The following is a 17,806-nucleotide window of genomic DNA, read 5'->3' as shown; positions in this document are numbered from 1 at the left end:
CGCCACGGGGCGCGCATTTCAAGGAGCAAAAGAGATGAAGAAACTGTTGGCCGTTTTCGCAGCCGTCACCGCGCTGTCCGCCCACGCCGATGAAACCCTGACCGTCGCGGCCACCGCCGTGCCTCACGCCGAGATCCTCGAATTCGTGAAGCCTGCGCTGGCCAAAGAAGGCGTGACGCTGAACGTGAAAGTCTTCAACGACTACATTCAGCCGAACGTGCAGGTCGATCAGAAGCGCATGGACGCCAACTTCTTCCAGCACCAGCCGTATCTGGATGAGTTCAACAAGGGCAAGGGCACGCATCTGGTAAGCGTGGCCAAAGTTCACGTCGAGCCGTTCGGCGCGTACTCGGACAAGATCAAGAACCTGGCGGACCTGCCGGATGGCGCCACTGTGGCGCTGCCGAACGATGCGACCAACGAAGGCCGTGCGTTTCTTCTGCTGGTGAAGGCTGGCTTGATCACTCTGAAAGACCCAACCAGCATCACGGCCAAGCCAAGCGACGTGCTGCAAAACCCGAAAGCGCTGAAATTCCGTGAGCTGGAAGCGGCCACCTTGCCACGCGTGCTGACTCAAGTGGACCTGGCGCTGATCAACACCAACTACGCGCTGACCGCCAAGCTTGATCCGACTAAAGATGCGCTGATCATCGAAGGTCAGGAATCGCCGTACGCGAACATCCTGGTGACCCGCGAAGACAACAAGGATGACCCGGCCATCCAGAAACTGGTCGCCGCGCTGCACAGCCCGGAGACCAAGCAGTTCATCGAGACCAAGTACAAGGGTGCTGTGGTTCCGGCGTTCTGATTCACCTCAGGTGATGATCGTGCCCACGCTCCGCGTGGGTGCGCATCCCGTGACGCTCTGCGTCACATTGGCCGCAGAGCGGCCTTGTCGGCATTCCCACGCGGAGCGTGGGAACGATCAAATGTCATCCTGACGACTACTTGCGCTCAACCAACCCCGGCAATTGCGCGACCAGCTTCTGGTTGTTCAACGGCGCACGGATGAACCCGCGCTGAGTACCATCCGGCCCCAGCAACGCCAGGTTGCCGCTGTGGTCCACGGTGTAATTCGGTTTGCTGGTGTCCGCCGGAATGAACGGAATGCTCACCGCATTGGCGAGTTTCTGAATGGTGTCCACCGGCGCAGTCAGGCCCTGAAACTGTTTGTCGAAATAGCCCAGGTACGTTTTCAACTGCTGCGGCGTGTCGCGGTTCGGGTCGACGCTGACCAGCACCACGCGCAATTTCTCCACCGCCTCCTTGGGCAGTTCACTCTTGATCTGACGCAGTTGGGCGAGGGTGGTCGGGCAGATATCCGGGCAGAAGGTGTAGCCGAAGAACAGCAGCGTCCATTTATCTTTCAATGCATCCAGCGCCACCGGCTGGCCGTCCTGATCCACCAGTTTCAGGTCCGGCACGCTGCGGCTTTGCGGCAACAGGATGATCCCGGCGTCGATCAGCGCCGTCTGATCACCCGGCCCCTTGCCAGACAGGACGCGGTTAACAGTCAGGCCCAGGATCAACGCCACGATGGCCACGAGGATGAAGACGGTTTTTTGGGTGCGGGTCATAAATTCAACAATAGGTAGTGATCTACAAGCAGCGCGATGAACAGCAACAGCAGGTACCAGATCGAGTACTTGAAGGTGTTGATCGCGGCGTGCGGCTGGCTGCCAAGGTACAACACCCGCACCCAATGCAGAAAGCGAATCCCCAGCACGCAGGCGCAGATCAGGTAAAGCAGGCCGCTCATCTTGATCACGAACGGCATCAGGCTCGCCGCCAGCAACACCCCGGTGTAGAGCACGATGTGCAATTTGGTGTAGCGCTCGCCATGGGTCACGGGCAGCATCGGGATGTCGGCCTTGGCGTAATCTTCTTTGCGGTGAATGGCCAGCGCCCAGAAATGCGGCGGCGTCCAGGCGAAGATGATCAGCACCAGCAGAAGAGGCTCGGCGCTGATGTGGCCTGTAACCGCGACCCAACCGAGCAGCGGCGGCGCGGCGCCCGCCAGGCCGCCGATGACGATGTTCTGCGGCGTCGCGCGCTTGAGAAAGCCGGTGTAGATCACCGCGTAGCCGAGCAGCGAGGCCAGTGTCAGCCAGGCGCACAACGGGTTGGTGAAGGTCAGCAGCAGCGCCTGCCCGATAACCGCCAGCACGGTGGCGAAGGCCAGGGCGGCCATGGGCGTGACACGGCCTTCGGCGACAGGGCGTTTATGGGTACGGGCCATCACGGCGTCAATGCGACGGTCCACCACATGGTTGACCACCGCCGCGCCCGCTGCACAGAGCATGATCCCCAGATTGCCGAACAACAGCACTGCCCACGGCACGCCCGCGCGGGTAGCGAGAAACATCCCCACCAGCGAGGTGATGAGCATCAACACCAGCACCTTGGGTTTGGTGAGCTCCAGATAGTCTCGCCACAGGGCCTGGCGGTGAGTTTTGGTGGTCGTGAGTGTCATGAAAAGATCCTCGCGTCCCGCGATCTGCTTCTGCTCACTATCTGCCTCTGCCTGAAACGCGTAGGAGCGCAGCTTGCTCCTACGGCCTCCGGCCAGAATCAACAGCAAGTCCATGTCGACCTCTGCCGCCAGCATCTAAAGCAAGTCCGTGCCAGCCCCAATCCGCATAATCAGAAGCAGGTTCGTGCCTTCATCGATGCGGCCCCAGATGCAACAACACATGAGCGTGTTGCCAGAAACTCGGCGCGTGCCTTTTGGACGGCGCGTACACCGGCCTGACACGGTAGTTGATCAACGTCATGGTCAGCATCAGCGCAGCGCCGCCTGCGTTGTGGGCCACCGCGACCGCCAGTGGCAGATGAAACACTACATTGCTGATTCCCAATCCGACCTGAACGCCAAGCGCCAGAACCAACAAACCCACCATGCCTCGAAGCCCTGCACGATACAACTGCCACGCCAGCGCCAGCAGCGATAAGGTCACCAACATCGCGCCGACGCGATGGGTCAGGTGAATGGCCGTGCGTGCCGTGCTGTCGAGTTTGCCGCCCAAATAGTTGGGGCCGATGTGCTGGGTCAGGTGAAAACCGTTGGCGAAATCCGCCTCGGGCCACCATTGCCCCTGACAGGTCGGCAAATCCGTGCAGGCCATGGCGGCATAGTTGGAACTGACCCACCCGCCCAAAGCAATCTGCATCCCAACTAATACCAGGCCGACCGCTGCCAGCCGCCGCAAGCGCGGGCCGATCCGAGGTATCGGCGCAAACTGGCCACTCAAACGCGCTGTCAGCAGAAACAACAGGCTCAGCGTCGTGATCCCACCCAACAAATGCGCCGTAACCACTTGCGGCCACAGCTTGAGCGTCACCGTCCACATACCGAACGCCGCCTGAGCGAAGACCACGCCGACCAACAGCAACGGCAGCGCCACGGGTTGCTCGGCGATGTGCCGCCGATGCCAGGCCTGTACGCCGAGCATCATGATGATCAGCGCCAGGCCGCCCGCAAAATAGCGATGCACCATCTCGTTACGGCCTTTGTGCTCGATCACTGGGGAGTCCGGGTAATGCAATTGCGCGTGGGCCAGTTGCGCTTCGGTCTTTGGCACGCTGATGAAGCCGTAACAGCCGGGCCAGTCCGGGCAGCCGAGGCCTGCGTGGGTCAGTCGGGTATACGCCCCGAGCAACACGACCACCAGCGCCAGCAGGGTTGCGCATAAGGCGAGACGAAATCCGGGTTTGGTCATCATGCCCCCCTTTAGCCGATGTTCGACAGTTTCAGCAGTTGGCGCAGGTCGTTGAGCAGGTCTTTGCCATTGACCTCCGCGCCATAGCGCAGCACCAGATTGCCGTGCGGATCGACGATCCACAGTTGTGGCAGATCGACGCCCGGCGCCATTTGCCGATAGCGCTTCAGGTCGAGGGGATAGCGTTGCAATTGCGGATATTCGCGGGTCAGCGTGGCCTCATATTCAGCGCTGAGCGGCTGCGCAGTGGTCAGCGCATGGCTGGCGCGGGAGGCGTCCCGGCCCAGACCAATCTGGATCTGCCGCGCGAGATACACCAACTGCTGGCAGTCGGCGTCGCACTGATCTGGCGCGGTGACCAGCAGTTGCCAACGCTTTTCGTCGGACTGCACGCCAAGTTCTGTGCGGCTCTCGCCATTGCCGATCAGTTCGCCGTGATAGCTGCGACTGTCCGGCACCCAGAACTGCAGCTTGTACATGGCCGTGGCAAGAATCATCGGCCCCAGCGCCACCAGCAGGACCAGAATCAATTGCACACGCCCGCGACGCCGGTTTTTCGGGGCGCGGCTGTCAGACGTGCTGGCCGGACTCATCGTTGTTCCCATGGGCTTGTTCCTTCTTCTTATTCTTTGTAGAGCGAGGAGGGTTGAAACTCAGGTACAGGTAAAGCCCGACCAGCGCCGTCGCCATCGCAAACCACTGAACGGCGTAACCCACGTGTTTCTCAGGTCCCATGGCGACCACCGGCCAGTCGGTGCGATACGCCGCAGGCCCGGCTTCAAGACGCAATTCGTAGGCGAAGCCTTCGCGGTCGAGTTCAGGCCAGACCTTGGCGGGATCGATGGCCGTCAGCAGCTTTGGCCATGCGCCGTTCTGCGCATCAGGGTGCAACTGGAAGGTCGCGCCGGGTGCTACATAGACCCAGGCATCGAGGTTCAGCGGCTCAGAGGGCGTGTCGAAAACGGGTGGTGTGCGCCGGTCCGGCCAAGGCAGCCAACCGCGGTTGATCATCAACCACAGGCCACTGGGCTGGTCATGAAACGGCTGAATCAACTCAACGCCGGCTTTGCCTTGGCGGGTGCTGTTGTCGAGCAACAGGCTGTGATCGGCGTCGAAGGTGCCGCGCAACTGCACTCGACGATAAGCAGGGTCGACTGCACTGGGCAGCAACTCGGCCGACATGGCTGGCGCAGCGCGACGCTCGGCGTAATGGGCGAGCATGACGCGTTTTTCTTCCCCGCGACCCAGTTGCCAGAAGCCCAGAGAAATCAGCACCGGCAGCAGTACAAGGACCACCAGCGTGGGGGCAATGCCGGGCTGAAAGCGCTTCATCACGTCTCCTCAACCGACTGGTTCAGCCCACCTATACTCCTGTGCATAGCGTTCGCTCCCGGAGTCATCCGATGCTCAAAGCGGCCATCGTGTTCATGCTGCTCGCCACGGTCGCGAGCCTGTTCAGCGGCCTGTTCTTTCTGGTGAAGGACGATGCGTCATCCACCCGTTTGCTCAAGGCCCTGACCGTTCGGGTGATCTGCGCCGCCGTGACGCTGGCGTTGATAGCCTTTGGGTATTTCAGCGGGCAGTTGGTGTGGCATCCGCCTTGGTGATCCACGCAACACTACCTGTCGATAATGCGCCTCCTGTGGGAGCCGGCTTGCTGGCGAAAGCGGTGAGGCAGTCAAAGATGCGCTGACTGACAGGTCGCTTTCGCCAGCAAACCAACTCCCACAAGAACTGCGTCCAGTCGCAAGATTCGGCCAACTCAAAGCACATACACAAATACGAACAACCCCACCCACACCACATCCACGAAATGCCAATACCAACTCGCCGCTTCAAAACCGAACTGATGCTCGGCATCAAAATGCCCGCGCGCGATCCTCATCAGCATCACGAACAGAATGATCGTGCCGATGGTCACGTGGGCGCCGTGAAAGCCAGTGAGCATGAAAAACGTCGCGCCATAGATGCCCGAACCCAGCGTCAGCCCCAGCTCGGTGTAGGCCTCGTGATATTCGAAGGCTTGCAGTGTGAGGAAGGCGAGGCCGAGCAGAATGGTCAGCGCCAGCCACAGCTTGAGCGCGCCGCGATGGCCCTTTTTCAACGCGTGGTGGGCGATGGTCACGGTCACGCTGGAACTGACCAGCAAAATGGTGTTGATCAGCGGCAGATGCCACGGGTCAATCACTTCTTTCGGTGGCGGGAACAGTTTGGGATCGGGGGTATGCAGCAGCGGCCAGATGTTCTGGAAATCCGGCCAGAGCATGTGGGCAACGGCTTTGGGACCCTCGCCCCCAAGCGCCGGCAACGTAATGTGCCGCACGTAAAACAGCGCGCCGAAGAACGCCACGAAGAACATCACCTCCGAAAAGATGAACCAGCTCATGCCCCAGCGAAAAGAGCGATCCATCTGGGCGCTGTACAACCCGGCCCGGCCCTCTCGCACGACGGTGCCGAACCAGCCGAACATCATGTACGCCACCATCAACAGCCCCACGCAGAAGATCAGCGCGCCATGGGTGTCGCGACCGGCCTTCAGGCCCACCAGCCACGTGCCCAGGCCGTACATGGTGACGAACATGCCGACCGTGGCGATGATCGGCCACTTGCTCTGCGCCGGGACGTAATAGTGCTCATGGGTTGCCATCTGGAATCTCCTCGGCCCTAGCCACCATTGGCCGCAACAGGGCGGACCACCGGCGGCATGCGGGCGGTGATGTCGAACAGCGTGTAAGCGAGCGTCAGGTGTTTCACATCACTGGGCAGGTCGCGGTCGACGATGAAGCGCACCGGCATTTCGATGCGCTCGCCCGGTTGCAGCATTTGTTGGGTGAAGCAAAAGCATTCAGTCTTGTGGAAATACGCCGCGGCCTCGCCGGGTGCGATGCTGGGAATGGCCTGGGCGGTCATCGCCTTATCAGTCGGGTTCTGTGCCACGAACAGCATTTCGCTCACCGCGCCGGGGTGCACGACGATTTCCTGAGCCTCGGGGTAGAAGCCCCAAACCATGTCCGCGTTGTTGGTGGCTAGAAACTGCACCCGCACCTGGCGGCTTTCATCGATTTGCTGGGTCTGGGTGTACTGATCGCCGGTCTTGCCGTTGATGCCCAGCGCCTTGCACATCACGTCGTACAGCGGCACCAGCGCAAAACCAAAGGCGAACATCGCCACCACCAGGATCAGCAGGCGGGTGACGAGTCGCGAGTTCGGGCGCTGTGTGCTCATATCATTTCATCTCTTATTTAACTTCGGGCGGCGTCACGAACGTGTGATAAGGCGCAGGCGAGGGCACGGTCCACTCCAGGCCATCGGCGCCATCCCAGGGCTTGGCCGGGGCAGGGGGGCCACCACGAATGGTCTTGATGACGATAAAGAGGAAGAAGATTTGCGTGGCACCGAAGGTGAACGCGCCGATCGACGAGACCATGTTGAAGTCGGCGAATTGCAGGTTGTAGTCCGGCACTCGGCGCGGCATTCCGGCCAACCCTACGAAGTGCATCGGAAAGAAGGCCATGTTCATGCCAATAAAAGACAGCCAGAAATGCAGCTTGCCCAAGGTTTCGTCGTACATGTGGCCCGTCCATTTCGGCAGCCAGTAGTAGGCAGAGGCGAAGATCCCGAAGATCGCCCCCGGCACCAGCACGTAATGGAAATGCGCGACGACGAAATAGGTGTCCTGATATTGGAAGTCCGCAGGCGCGATCGCCAGCATCAGCCCGGAAAAGCCGCCGATGGTGAACAGGATGACGAAAGCCACGGCGAACAGCATGGGTGTCTCAAAGGTCAGCTCGCCTTGCCACATGGTGCTGATCCAGTTGAACACCTTCACCCCGGTGGGCACGGCGATCAGCATGGTCGCGTACATGAAGAACAATTCGCCCACCAACGGAATGCCCACCACGAACATGTGGTGCGCCCAGACGATGAACGACAGAAACGCAATGCTCGCCGTGGCGTAGACCATCGAGGTGTAGCCAAACAGCGGCTTGCGCGAGAACGCCGGGATGATCGAACTGACCGCGCCGAACGCAGGCAGGATCATGATGTACACCTCGGGGTGCCCGAAGAACCAGAACACGTGCTGGAATAGCACCGGATCACCCCCGCCCGCTGCGCTGAAGAAGCTGGTGTGGAAATGGATGTCCATCAGCATCATCGTCACGCACCCGGCCAGCACCGGCATCACGGCGATGAGCAGAAACGCGGTGATCAGCCATGTCCAGACGAACAGCGGCATTTTCATCAGGGTCATGCCGGGGGCGCGCAGGTTGAGGATGGTGGCGATGACGTTGATCGCGCCCATGATCGAACTGATGCCCATCAGGTGAATGGCGAAGATGAAGTAGGTGACGCTTTCTGGCGCGTAGGTGGTGGACAGCGGGGCGTAGAAGGTCCAGCCGAAGTTCGGCCCGCCACCGGGGGTGAACAGGGTCGAGACCAGTAACAGGAAGGCAGCCGGCAGCAGCCAGAAACTGAAGTTGTTCATGCGGGGCAGGGCCATGTCCGGCGCGCCGATCATCAGCGGAATCATCCAGTTGGCCAGGCCGACGAAGGCGGGCATTACTGCGCCGAACACCATCACCAAGCCGTGCATGGTAGTCATCTGGTTGAAGAAGGCCGGTTCGACGATCTGCAGGCCGGGTTGAAACAGCTCGGCGCGGATCACCATCGCGAACGAGCCACCGAGCAGGAACATGCAGAAGCTGAACCACAGGTACAACGTGCCGATGTCCTTGTGGTTGGTGGTCAACACCCAGCGCATCAGGCCTTTGGCGGGACCGTGGGCATGGCCTTCATGGCCATGGTCGTCAATCACTGCACTCATGTCCTGTCTCCTGCGGAAATTTCGCACCAGACACAAATCTCGGCGCCGCCACTTACCCCTGTAGGAGTGAGCTTGCTCGCGAATAGTCGGTACATTCGCCACAACGTCTGTGCGATAGCCACCGCATCGCGAGCAAGCTCACTCCTACAGGTTGTGTGGCGTATTAGAACGTTCATTTCGCAGCCGCCTGCTTGAGGGCCAACACGTCTTTGGGCGTAACCATGTCACCCTTGTTATTGCCCCACGCGTTGCGCTCATAGGTCACGACAGCGGCGATGTCGACTTCCGACAACTGCTTACCAAACGCCGCCATCGCCGTGCCCGGCCGTCCGTTGAACACGGTGTTCAGGTGCTCTTCTTTAGGTCCGGTGACGGTTTTCGAGCCCTTGAGCGCCGGGAACATCGGCGGCAGGCCCTGACCTTCCGCCTGATGACAGGCCACGCAGGTGGTGTGATAAACCTTGTCGCCTTGCGCCACCAACTCCTCAAGCGTCCAATCCTTGCTGGTCAGCTCCTTGAGCTTGGCCACTTCCTGTTTGCGCTCGGCGAGCCAGGTGTCGTAATCAGCCTGAGTCTTGGCCTCGACCACGATGGGCATGAAGCCATGGTCCTTGCCGCACAGTTCGGCGCACTGGCCACGGTAGATGCCGGGCTTCTCGATCTTGGTCCACGCCTCGTTGACGAAACCGGGAATGGCATCGCGCTTCACGGCGAAGGCGGGCACCCACCAGGAATGGATAACGTCAGCCGACGTCACCAGAAACCGGATCTTCACGCCCACCGGCACCACCAGCGGCTGATCGACCTCCAGCAAGTAGTGCTCGCCCTTGGCTTCCTTGTTGTGGATCTGATCCTGGGGCGTGGCCAGGTTGCTGAAGAACTCGACGTCCTGCCCCAGATATTTGTAGTTCCACTTCCATTGATACCCAGTGATCTGGATGTCCAGCCCCGACTCACTACTGTCGTACATCTGGATCAGGGTCTTGGTGGCGGGGATCGCCATGACGATGAGAATGAGCAGCGGCACGATGGTCCAGAGGATCTCCACCGTGGTGCTTTCATGAAATTTGGCGGCCACCTGCCCGGTCGAGCATCGGTGAATGATCATCGACCAGAACATCGCCCCGAAGACGATGATCCCGATCACCACACATATCCAGAAGATGGTCATGTGCAGGTCGAAAACCTTGTGGCTGACCTCAGTCGCTCCAGGCGCCATATTCGTGGTCCAGGCAGCGTGCACCGGACTGAATACCGACCACAACAGGAGGCCCATCCAGACGTGTGGATGTCGCATCATTGCGGGTTCCCCTCATGTTCTTCTTATTGTTGCCAGCAGTCTTTTCAGGCGGGGTGACAACCATGGCCGAGCGCAAGGTTTCACGTTGCCTGTGCGGGCGAGGGAGCGGTCAATTCAAGATGCCAGTGGACCGGGGCCAAGCCTGCTTCACGTTCCGATTTCATCAAGCACACTCATCACAGATCCGAGTATAGCCACGGCGCCATTGCGCGCACGGGGTGGAGAATCTGCAAAAGCCAGCTATACGCACGCGTCTTAGCGAGAAAAATTTGAGGTAAACGCGGAAAAAGTGGCGTTTTAATAGCTGATGCACATAACCATGAATCTGTTATGACAATTACGTCTGAGTGTCGTTGATAAGCCAGCTAACGTATGACTTCCCTATAATGACAGCCTGAGTTTATTGCCCATGGAGCCTTCATGAACACCGCCGCATTGCGCGAGCAGATCACCCAAGCACAGGAACACGAGACAAAGACCGGCCAGCTTCTGCGTCAACTCGAGTTACAACTTCCCCATCTGCACCCTGCCATCCATCTTCCCGATGTCGATGCGCGAGGCGTATTGGCGCGTTTCGTCATCGCCTATATCGAACAGGTCCCGGATTTGCTGGATGCCGCTCATGAAGTAGCCCTTCAGGCCGGTATCGAAAGCCAGATCAAACCGGTACTCAAAATCGCCGAGCAGTTCTTCAGTGCACCGCCTGCCATCATGCAAGGCCACGAAGGGCTGGACAGCCTGCTGGACGAAGCCTACCTGGCTCACCGCCTGGTGGAGGAAGTGAACGATCTGTACATCACGCACCTGCGCCAACCGCTGATTCCGGTGAACACCACCGTCGCCAGCGTCATCGCTCATCAATTGATCGGTGAAACGTTTGCGAACCAGCTTGATGAGGTGGTCCACCACGCCATCGACCAGTTGCTGGACGAAGACAGCTTCTCGCTGGAGTCGGTCGAAGCCTACCGCGACAAGCTCGCCAGCCCCGATACAGAAGCCGCGTGGAAACGCTGGCCGAGCCTGTCGCGCCAGTTGGGTGTGGGGCTTGAAATGGAAGTGGTGAAGGACTGATTGCCATAACCGCCAGACAGATCTGAACGTGCTCGGATCTGTCTGGGTATCACAATTTGCAAAGCCTTATCGATTTCAAAGCGCTTAGTGCTGGGTTAAGAGTGTAGGCGTCTGAATCAGACACTCATCCAAAGCGCAGGACGCGCTGGAAATCGAAAGGGAATTCGCAATGCATTACTCAAAAATACTCATCGCCATTGCCGCTATCACGACTGGCGGCAGTGCAATGGCAAACAATCCGTTTGCCCACCAAGACAAGCCTTTCCACGAATACTCCTGGGTCAACACCCACAATTCGTACGAAAAGATCAATCAGAACATGCAAGAACTTCCACAGCAGATGCGGGATGGCGTGCGCAGCTTCATGATCGATCTGTATCACAAATCTAATTACCGAGAAGAGGAGCAAATCCGGGTTTGCCATACAGAGTCATTCTGTTACGGCCCCTTCAGGAACCAGTTGGCGAATGAATTCATTCCCTTTTTGAAGCAGAACCGTAACGAAGTCATTTCGATTTTTATGGAATCTTACATTGAACGCTCTCATCTGCAGACGCTGTTCAACTCCGTGCCTGAAATTGCAGACGTTACGTTCAACCCTGCCAACTTCAACACCACCAACTGGCCACTCATGAGCCAGTTGGTCGCGCAAAACAATCGACTCATGCTTTTCACTGACAAACGATCGCTGGCGGGTAGCTATACGGTTAACGGCAAGACCGTGACGGTACTGTTTGACAAGGACTGGGTTGCGCAAAACCACTGGTCCACGCTGGGTGCAGCCGCCTCAAACATTGAAGCGGCACACAACTGGTCGTGTCCAAGTCGCTACGGTGACACTCCCGTCACGGAGTCTCGCGTCCACGCAAATACGGGTAAATCCTGGAGCCGTCTGTTTCTGATGAATCAGTTTCATACTGCGACAAAAACCATTTTCGACTCCGCTGCGTATGACAACAACCTGACCTATCTCACCCGCCGCGTTAATAACTGCGGAAAAACTCCAAACTTCATTGCCATCGATAACTACCGCAACGGAGACACCTTGGCCTACACTCAGGCACTCAGCCAAGGTGGCATCTATTTGTGGGAAGGCAATAATGCAGACGCCAAGCAGGATGCAGTCTGCGTGATCCCACGGGGCTCCCGAACACTTAGCCTGCCAACTGCCGGTTGCGAGAATGACGAAGCGAGATCCCTGTCTCTCTCGGGTATCGCCAAAGGTACCCGCATTTCTCTGTACGACAGCGCCAACGGTAACCGTGAAGATGATCACATGATCATTGATGTGACGCGTGATATTGGTCTTCGTGAGAAAGTGGTGGTGGGCTCGTTTGAGCAAAACCGGACGACGGATGCCTACAAGGCAACGTACATTCGTAATAATGGTCTGAACGGAAAAGTATCACGCATTGAAATAAAGCAAACGCCTTTAGACTTCTCAGACGCCAGCATCGCGCTGTATGAAGGCAATAACGCCAGTCAAAATCTTGACTGTACTATCCCCTTTGATCGTGTTTACAACATAAAAATGAAAAGCAACAGCTACGGCTGCTCCAATGACGAAATACGCTCAGCGAAGATCCTCAGAGCCAAAAAGGGCGCCGAATTCACATTGACCGGGCATCCCGACGGGAATTTGAATCAAGGAAGGACAGTGGTCACCGTCCGGCGCGACATTACATCGCCTGTCGTCATAGGAAGCTTCAACCGTTCTTATCAGGACGCCGATGTGCAAGTGACAAACCATAAAGAAGGCGTCGATGGAAAGATTTCCTTCGGCTATATCGGCGGTGCTAAATAAGCCACCGGGCCTGGGCAAGGGATCGAAACATACGCCCCCTTGCCCAGCTTCACCCAAGGCGGGTGAGGCGAGTTGAAAGAGCCGGTCAGTTCGGATCAACCGGCTTCTTCAGCTTCGGATTCGGGAAAAACTGCACCCCCTGCACCTTCGGATTGGCCGGTTTGGCCTTCTCCTGATTGACCCGCGTGCCCAACTCTTTCGGGATCGACTGACCCTGAGCGTTGAGCGTGTCCGAATACCCGCAATGCACGCATTCGCGGTGCGGGACGTCGTCTTCACTCCACATCATCAGCTTGTCAGGCTCGCTGCACGCCGGGCAGACCGCCCCGGCGATGAAGCGTTTCTTGGTAATCACCTGCGGTGTATCGGTCATGCTGCCGCATCCTCGCTCAAGCCGGAATGGCGCAAGAGTGCGTCAATCGAAGGCTCGCGTCCGCGGAAGTCGACGAACAGCACCATCGGCGCCTGCGAGCCGCCACGGGCCAGAATCGCTTCGCGGAAGGCACGACCGGTTTCGGCATTGAGCACGCCGTCTTCTTCGAATTTGGAGAAGGCGTCAGCCGAGAGCACTTCAGCCCATTTGTAGCTGTAGTAACCCGCCGCGTAACCGCCCGCGAAGATGTGCGCAAAGCTGTTCGGGAAGCGGTTGTACGCGGGTGGACGCATGACCGACACCTCGTCGCGTACGTCTTCCAGCACTTGCAACGTGCTACGACCGTCGCCATGGGTGGCGTGCAGTTCGAAGTCGAACAGCGAGAACTCCAGTTGACGGACCATCATCAGGCCGGACTGGAAATTCTTCGCGGCGAGCATTTTTTCCAGCAGGTCCTGTGGCAGCGGCTCACCGGTTTCATAGTGCCCTGAGATCAGCGCCAGGCCTTCCGGCTCCCAGCACCAGTTTTCCATGAACTGGCTTGGCAGCTCGACCGCATCCCACGCCACGCCGTTGATGCCCGACGCGCCCGCGTGTTCGACACGAGTCAGCAAGTGATGCAGACCATGACCAAACTCGTGGAACAGGGTGGTCACTTCGTCGTGGGTCAGCAGCGCAGGCTTGCCCGAATCTGCCGGAGTGAAGTTGCACACCAGGTTGGCCACCGGACTTTGCAGCGAGCCGCCCGAAGTACGGCGGCGATCACGGGCGCCGTCCATCCACGCACCGCCACGCTTGTTGGCGCGAGCATAGAGGTCGAAGAAGAAGCGGCCAACGTGCTGGCCGTTTTCCTTGATTTCGAACAGGCGAACGTCCGGGTGCCAGGTATCGAAGTCTTTCAGCTCGGTGATTTCGATGCCGTACAGCTTCTGCACAATAGCGAACAGGCCGCCCAGCACCTTATCGATCGGGAAATAGGCGCGCAGGGCTTCCTGAGAAACGCTGTAGCGCTGTTCGCGCAGTTTTTCGCCGTAGAAACCGCTGTCCCAGCTTTGCAGGTCCGGGCAGCCCTGCTCGGCAGCATAAGCCTTGAGCTGTTGCAGGTCTTGAGCGGCAAACGGTTTGCTGCGTTTGGCCAGATCGCGCAGGAAGCTCAGCACCTGATCGCTGGACTCGGCCATTTTGGTCGCCAGACTCAGCTCGGAGAAGCTGGCGAAACCCAGCAGTTTGGCCAGCTCCTGCCGCAGATCGAGGATCTGTTCCATGACCGGGCCGTTGTCGTTCTTACCCGCATTCGGGCCTTGGTCCGACGCGCGGGTGCAATACGCGGCGTAGACTTCCTCGCGCAACGCACGGTCCTGGGCGTAGGTCATCACTGCGTAGTAGCTGGGGAATTCCAGAGTGATGAGGTAGCCGTCGAGGTCTTTGGCCTTCGCCGCAGCAGCCATTTGAGCCTTGGCCGAGTCGGTGAGGCCAGCCAGTGCGGCTTCGTCGGTGACATGCTTGGTCCAGGCTTGAGTTGCGTCGAGCAACTGGTTGGAGAACTGGCTGCCCAGCTCCGACAACTTGCTCTGCACTTCGGCGTAACGCTTCTGCTGCTCAGGCGGCAGGTCGATGCCCGACAGGCGGAAATCACGCAACGAGTGCTCCAGAATGGTCTTCTGGGCGACGTCGAAATCGGCGGCTTCCGGGCTGTTGGCCAAGGCTTCGAAGGCCTGAAACAGTTCGCGGTTCTGGCCCATCTCGGTCGAATAGGCGCTCAACGCAGGCAGGCAGGACTCATAAGCTTCGCGCAGTTCGGGGCTATTGCACACGGCGTTCAGGTGACTGACCGGGCTCCAGGCGGCGCCCAGGCGGTCGTTCAACTCGTCCATCGCCAGCACCAGGCCAGCCCATGTAGGCTGCGAACCTTGCTTGGCGAGGAGCTCGGCAATCGCGGCGCGGTTGTCGGCAAGAATCTGGTCAATGGCAGGTTTTACGTGCTCGGCACGGATCGCCGAGAAAGGTGGCAGGTCGTACGATTGCAAAAGAGGGTTGTTCGCGCTCACGGTTTGGCACCTTGGCTGGAAGAAACACCCGAGCATCTTAATTACAATCGGCGCTGACCGCAGCTATCAGCATCAGAGAAGGAGCCTATTGTGGCCATTCGCACGTTCCAGAATCACACGCCAGCCCTTGGCGAACGGGCCTTTGTCGACCATTCGGCGGTTGTCATCGGCGATGTCGAAATTGGCGTCGACAGTTCGGTGTGGCCGCTGACAGTGATTCGCGGGGACATGCACCGCATCCGCATCGGGGCGCGTACCAGCGTTCAGGACGGCAGCGTGTTGCACATCACCCACGCAGGCCCGTTCAACCCCGACGGTTTTCCGCTGATCATCGGCGATGAAGTGACCATCGGCCACAAAGTCATGCTCCATGGCTGCACGATTGGCAGCCGCATCCTGATCGGCATGGGCAGCACGATCATGGACGGCGCAGTGGTCGAGGATGAAGTGATCATCGGTGCAGGCAGCCTGGTGCCACCGGGCAAACGTCTGGAAAGCGGCTTTCTGTATGTCGGCCGCCCGGTGAAACAGGTTCGTCCGCTGACCGAGAAAGAAATCGCCTTCTTCCCCTACAGCGCGACCAATTACGTGAAGCTCAAAGACCAGCATCTGGCCGAGGGCTTTGACAAGCCCTGATCGGCAATACGCGTTCTTTGGGCACGGATTACCCCGTGGGAGCGCACACCAACAAAGCATTCTCTACATGCCTTTGAGAGACAACATGCACTACCAGAATATTCTGTTCGACCTGGACGGCACCCTGACCGATCCACGTGAAGGCATCACCCGCTCGATCCAGTTCGCCCTGAGCAAGCTGGGCATCGACGAACCGGACATCACACAGCTTGAGCATTTCATCGGCCCGCCGCTGTTGCAGCAGTTCATGCGCGCTTACGACTTCGACGAAGCCAAGGCGTGGGAGGCGGTGGGCTTCTATCGCGAGCGTTTCAAGGTGATCGGGCTGTATGAAAACCTGGTGTTCGATGGCATGTTCGAACTGCTCGACCTGCTGTCGGATCAGGGCCGTACGCTGTTCATCGCGACGTCCAAGCCTTGGGTATTCGCCCACGAAATCGCCCGGCATTTCGACTTTGCTCGGCATTTCAAATTGATCTACGGCAGCGAACTGGACGGCACGCGGACCGACAAAGTTGAGCTGATCCGGCATTTGCTGGATGAAGAAAAGCTCGACCCCAAGCAAACCCTGATGATCGGCGACCGCAAGCATGACTTGATCGGCGGCAAGCGTAACGGGCTGGATGTGGCGGCGGTGGGGTATGGGTTTGGCAGCCGGGAAGAGCTGGAGGCTGAGGCGCCTACCTACCACTTCGACTCGTTGAAAGACTTGCATCAGGCGTTTCTCAGATCCTGAGGTCGGCACTGATCAAAACTGTGGGAGCTTCTATGTTGCCTGGTCAATCGCTTTCGCCACCAGGGGCGGCTCCCACAGAATCAGCATCAATCACAAACTCAGGGCTCAACACGTATCACTGTGGGAGCCGGCTTGCTGTCGAATGCGATCTATCAGGTACATCAATGGGGCCTGACACAACGCTTTCGCCAGCAAGCCGGCTCCCACAAAACCAGCACCACATTCAATCGGCCCTCATCAACCGCTCCAGCGCCGCTTTGCGCTGGTCTGCGGGCAGATCGCCCATCTTCTCGACCGCTGCAAAAAACGCAGGCCAATCGCCGTTCACCTGCCTGAACAACGCCCCAAACGCAGGCGTCCATTGGTCATACAGTCCGATGGGGAGTAACCGGGCGTTGTTCATCGGCGCGTAAACCCAGCTGTCGAACCGTTTGTCACCCCCCCACTGGCTGTCGCGCATTTGCCGATACTCATCGCGCAACCGCTCGAACTCGGCCGCTTTGCGCTCACGCATGACCTGCGGGCTCAACGGCTCGGCATAAAGGGCTTTCAAACGATCCCGGGTTGCGAGCACCAATTGGGTCAATTGATCACGCCGTCGGGTTTCGGATGACGCCGTTTCAGGCGGCATCCCACGAGCGGCGCGCCATTGGCGGGTGCCTTCCTCTTCCACGAACGTGGCGTAGGATTCGTTGAACTCACTGTCGTCCTTCACATAAAAGCGCTGATGCGCCAGTTCGTGGAAGATCAGCGTCGCCAGACGCTCATCGCCCCAGTTCATCATCGAACTGATGATCGGGTCGTTGAACCAGCCTAGTGTTGAGTACGCCTCCACGCCGCTGACGTAAACATCCTTGCCTTCCAGCTTGCGCAACGCAGCTTCGCCTCGCGCCGCGTTCTCATCGTAGTAACCGCGATAGGCCACACAGCCTGCGATGGGGAAACAGTGCGTCACCGGGTCTAACGAAAACTCGCCCGTGGCGAACACGTTCCACACCACGTACCGGCGATGAATGTCAGCGTACAAGCGATAGCTCTGGTTATCGGGCAGGTGCAAGTGCTGGCTGGCGAACTCACGGGCCAGTTGCGAGGTACGCAAGTGCTCTCGGAGTCTGGGGTCGCGCTGAGGATCGGCCACCACATCAGCCACCGGTTCGCGGGCACGTAGCAGGGCCAACTGCCCGCTGGCCAATTGCGTGTAATAGGAAAGACTGGAACAGCCGCTGAGGAGTAAAATCGCCAGCATCGGCACGCCGCGCCGGAACCACGAGATGTTCGATCGAGTCATGCAGCG

General features: G+C 58.8%; 18 protein-coding genes. 6 read left to right on the top strand and 12 right to left on the bottom strand.

Translation table 11 applies throughout. The features are described 5' to 3' along the window. Positions 1–34 precede the first annotated feature (34 nt). Complete coding sequence (locus ACI2KB_RS26245; RefSeq protein ID WP_404639497.1) at positions 35–808, top strand: MetQ/NlpA family ABC transporter substrate-binding protein; 774 nt, start codon at positions 35–37, stop codon at positions 806–808. 136 nt (positions 809–944) lie between these two features. On the opposite strand, the gene ACI2KB_RS26240 is transcribed toward ACI2KB_RS26245, so the two are convergent. The 5 genes from ACI2KB_RS26240 to ACI2KB_RS26220 form a co-directional block, all read right to left on the bottom strand. Further along, positions 945–1,577, bottom strand: a complete 633-nt coding sequence (locus ACI2KB_RS26240; RefSeq protein WP_404639495.1) for an SCO family protein — start codon at positions 1,575–1,577, stop codon at positions 945–947. After that, entirely contained in the window at positions 1,574–2,473 is a 900-nt protein-coding gene (gene cyoE / locus ACI2KB_RS26235) for a heme o synthase (RefSeq protein ID WP_404639595.1), read from the bottom strand. The genes ACI2KB_RS26240 and cyoE overlap by 4 nt, the downstream gene beginning before the upstream one ends. A gap of 190 nt (positions 2,474–2,663) precedes the next feature. Next, positions 2,664–3,719 (bottom strand): heme A synthase, encoded by a 1,056-nt coding sequence (locus tag ACI2KB_RS26230; RefSeq protein ID WP_404639493.1) that lies wholly within the window; start codon positions 3,717–3,719, stop codon positions 2,664–2,666. An 11-nt stretch (positions 3,720–3,730) separates the two neighbouring features. Next, positions 3,731–4,324 (bottom strand): hypothetical protein, encoded by a 594-nt coding sequence (locus ACI2KB_RS26225; RefSeq protein WP_404639491.1) that lies wholly within the window; start codon positions 4,322–4,324, stop codon positions 3,731–3,733. Then, complete coding sequence (locus ACI2KB_RS26220) at positions 4,290–5,051, bottom strand: SURF1 family protein (RefSeq protein WP_404639489.1); 762 nt, start codon at positions 5,049–5,051, stop codon at positions 4,290–4,292. The genes ACI2KB_RS26225 and ACI2KB_RS26220 overlap by 35 nt, the downstream gene beginning before the upstream one ends. Positions 5,052–5,122: 71 nt before the next feature. Between ACI2KB_RS26220 and ACI2KB_RS26215 the strand changes: the two genes are divergently transcribed. Next, a complete protein-coding gene (locus ACI2KB_RS26215) occupies positions 5,123–5,326 on the top strand; it encodes a twin transmembrane helix small protein (RefSeq protein ID WP_404639487.1) in 204 nt (67 codons plus the stop codon). A gap of 155 nt (positions 5,327–5,481) precedes the next feature. Here the strand turns inward: ACI2KB_RS26215 and ACI2KB_RS26210 are convergent, their stop codons facing one another. The 4 genes from ACI2KB_RS26210 to coxB form a co-directional block, all read right to left on the bottom strand. Further along, entirely contained in the window at positions 5,482–6,366 is an 885-nt protein-coding gene (locus ACI2KB_RS26210) for a cytochrome c oxidase subunit 3 (protein ID WP_404639485.1), read from the bottom strand. Positions 6,367–6,383: 17 nt separating this feature from the next. Further along, on the bottom strand, positions 6,384–6,944 hold the full coding sequence (locus ACI2KB_RS26205) for a cytochrome c oxidase assembly protein (RefSeq protein ID WP_404639483.1): 561 nt from the start codon (positions 6,942–6,944) through the stop codon (positions 6,384–6,386). Between the two features lie 13 nt (positions 6,945–6,957). Further along, complete coding sequence (gene ctaD, locus ACI2KB_RS26200; protein ID WP_404639481.1) at positions 6,958–8,544, bottom strand: cytochrome c oxidase subunit I; 1,587 nt, start codon at positions 8,542–8,544, stop codon at positions 6,958–6,960. A 172-nt stretch (positions 8,545–8,716) separates the two neighbouring features. Then, positions 8,717–9,844, bottom strand: a complete 1,128-nt coding sequence (gene coxB, locus ACI2KB_RS26195; protein ID WP_404639479.1) for a cytochrome c oxidase subunit II — start codon at positions 9,842–9,844, stop codon at positions 8,717–8,719. 420 nt (positions 9,845–10,264) lie between these two features. On the opposite strand from coxB, the gene ACI2KB_RS26190 reads away from it, so the two are divergent. Together ACI2KB_RS26190 and ACI2KB_RS26185 are read left to right on the top strand one after the other, a co-directional pair. Beyond that, entirely contained in the window at positions 10,265–10,915 is a 651-nt protein-coding gene (locus ACI2KB_RS26190; protein WP_404639477.1) for a hypothetical protein, read from the top strand. A gap of 169 nt (positions 10,916–11,084) precedes the next feature. Beyond that, positions 11,085–12,719, top strand: a complete 1,635-nt coding sequence (locus tag ACI2KB_RS26185; protein WP_404639475.1) for a hypothetical protein — start codon at positions 11,085–11,087, stop codon at positions 12,717–12,719. A gap of 85 nt (positions 12,720–12,804) precedes the next feature. Here ACI2KB_RS26185 and ACI2KB_RS26180 read toward each other — a convergent pair whose 3' ends face one another. Further along, the gene (locus tag ACI2KB_RS26180) at positions 12,805–13,092 is read right to left on the bottom strand and encodes a YheV family putative zinc ribbon protein (RefSeq protein ID WP_404639473.1); all 288 of its coding nucleotides are present in this window, start codon (positions 13,090–13,092) and stop codon (positions 12,805–12,807) included. Continuing rightward, positions 13,089–15,176, bottom strand: a complete 2,088-nt coding sequence (gene prlC / locus ACI2KB_RS26175) for an oligopeptidase A (protein WP_404639471.1) — start codon at positions 15,174–15,176, stop codon at positions 13,089–13,091. Before prlC ends, ACI2KB_RS26180 begins: the two co-directional genes overlap by 4 nt. A gap of 54 nt (positions 15,177–15,230) precedes the next feature. Between prlC and ACI2KB_RS26170 the strand changes: the two genes are divergently transcribed. Further along, complete coding sequence (locus ACI2KB_RS26170) at positions 15,231–15,776, top strand: gamma carbonic anhydrase family protein (RefSeq protein WP_404639469.1); 546 nt, start codon at positions 15,231–15,233, stop codon at positions 15,774–15,776. Between the two features lie 85 nt (positions 15,777–15,861). Next, entirely contained in the window at positions 15,862–16,512 is a 651-nt protein-coding gene (locus ACI2KB_RS26165; RefSeq protein ID WP_404639467.1) for an HAD family hydrolase, read from the top strand. A 223-nt stretch (positions 16,513–16,735) separates the two neighbouring features. Here ACI2KB_RS26165 and ACI2KB_RS26160 read toward each other — a convergent pair whose 3' ends face one another. Continuing rightward, the gene (locus ACI2KB_RS26160) at positions 16,736–17,800 is read right to left on the bottom strand and encodes an aminopeptidase (RefSeq protein WP_404639465.1); all 1,065 of its coding nucleotides are present in this window, start codon (positions 17,798–17,800) and stop codon (positions 16,736–16,738) included. Positions 17,801–17,806: the final 6 nt, after the last annotated feature.

This window comes from Pseudomonas sp. NPDC088444 (assembly GCF_044900175.1).
GTDB lineage: Bacteria > Pseudomonadota > Gammaproteobacteria > Pseudomonadales > Pseudomonadaceae > Aquipseudomonas.
Note: the sequence above shows the minus strand (reverse complement) of the source record. Positions and strands in the feature narration are given on the sequence as shown.